The organism is Testudinibacter crocodili, from assembly GCF_006228025.1.
Classification (GTDB): domain Bacteria; phylum Pseudomonadota; class Gammaproteobacteria; order Enterobacterales; family Pasteurellaceae; genus Chelonobacter.
The window spans coordinates 1-1,510 of sequence record NZ_VDHF01000169.1 but is presented as its reverse complement, the minus strand read 5'-3'; the positions used below and the strand labels follow the sequence as shown (position 1 = coordinate 1,510).

The 1,510-nt window shown below is 45.9% G+C and carries 2 protein-coding genes; both read left to right on the top strand.

What is annotated here, in order from left to right:
• Nucleotides 1–145 precede the first annotated feature (145 nt).
• Nucleotides 146–787, top strand: a complete 642-nt coding sequence (locus FHQ23_RS12230; RefSeq protein ID WP_139614562.1) for an RpiB/LacA/LacB family sugar-phosphate isomerase — start codon at nucleotides 146–148, stop codon at nucleotides 785–787.
• 67 nt (nucleotides 788–854) lie between these two features.
• Nucleotides 855–1,510 (top strand): sugar kinase (locus FHQ23_RS12225; RefSeq protein WP_139614561.1); only part of this gene is annotated, 656 nt, incomplete at its 3' end.

The following is a 1,510-nucleotide window of genomic DNA, read 5'->3' as shown; positions in this document are numbered from 1 at the left end:
CCACTACGGCGTTAAAAGCTGTTCGTTTAGAATCACTAAACTTCACGACTTTTGCCTTATTTATTTTCAAAAAGAGTGGCGAAAAATAGTCTATAGCTCAAATTATAAACAAAGATCAACAGACCCTAATATAGGAAATACTGATATGAAAATTGCATTAATGATGGAAAACAGCCAAGCCGCCAAAAATCCGATTATTTTAAAAGAGCTGAAAGCGGTTGCCGACGCAAAAGGCTATCCAGTGTTCAACGTTGGCATGCGTGATGAAAATGATCATCATCTAACCTACATTCATCTCGGCATTATGGCTAGCATTTTGCTGAATTCAAAAGCGGTCGATTTCGTGGTGACCGGCTGTGGCACCGGACAAGGTGCCATGATGTCACTCAATTTGCATCCCGGCGTGGTCTGCGGTTACTGCCTTGATCCGACCGACGCTTTCTTGTTTGCCCAAATCAATAACGGCAACGCCTTAGCACTGGCTTTTGCTAAAGGCTTCGGTTGGGGCGCGGAACTGAACGTACGTTATATGTTTGAAAAAGCCTTTACCGGCGTAAAAGGAGAAGGCTATCCACTGGAACGGAAGGAGCCACAAGTCAGAAACGCCGGCATTTTGAATCAAGTCAAGGCTGCGGTGCTGAAAGAACATTATTTAGACGGCTTGCGTGCGATCGATCCAGAGCTAATCAAAACCGCGGTCAGCGGTGAATGTTTTCAACAGTGCTTGTTTGAACATGGGCAAGACAAAGAAATCGAAGCCTTCGTGCGCGATATTCTGAGCCGATAATCCTTCTCAAAAAGCCAACTATCTCAAACGTTGGCTTTTTATTATTTTTACAAATGGAAACAAACCCATGAAAAATAATCTTGCTGTGATTGGCGAATGTATGGTTGAACTGCAAAAGTGCGGTCAACACTATCGACAAGGATTCGGCGGCGACACGCTGAATACCGCACTTTACTTCTCAAGATTGACCCAACACACCGGCAATCAAACTGCTTATGTTACTGGTGTTGGATGCGACGGTTTTAGCCAAAATATGCTGGCGGCATGGTCAGCAGAAGCAATCAATACCGAATTGGTGTTTGAGCTGCCGCAGAAACTGCCCGGTTTATATGCCATCGAAACCCGTGACGACGGAGAGCGCAGCTTCCACTACTGGCGCAATGATTCTGCCGCACGCTACTGGCTGCGCCATATCAGCACCGATGAACTCACGCCAAAATTAAGCGCTTACCAATGGATTTATCTAAGCGGCATCAGTTTGGCGATCCTACCGGACGATTGTCTGGAAAAACTGTTCACGGTTCTGAGCGCTTGCAAAAAGTGCGGTTGCCACATCGCCTTTGACAACAACTACCGCCCAGCGTTATGGGAAAATAGCATCAAAGCACAACAAGCCTATCATACAATTTTATCATTGACCGATATGGCTTTTCTCACTTTCGATGACGAAGTGCAACTGTATGGCGATCAGCACGAAGCACAAGCAACCGACCGCACTTTGGC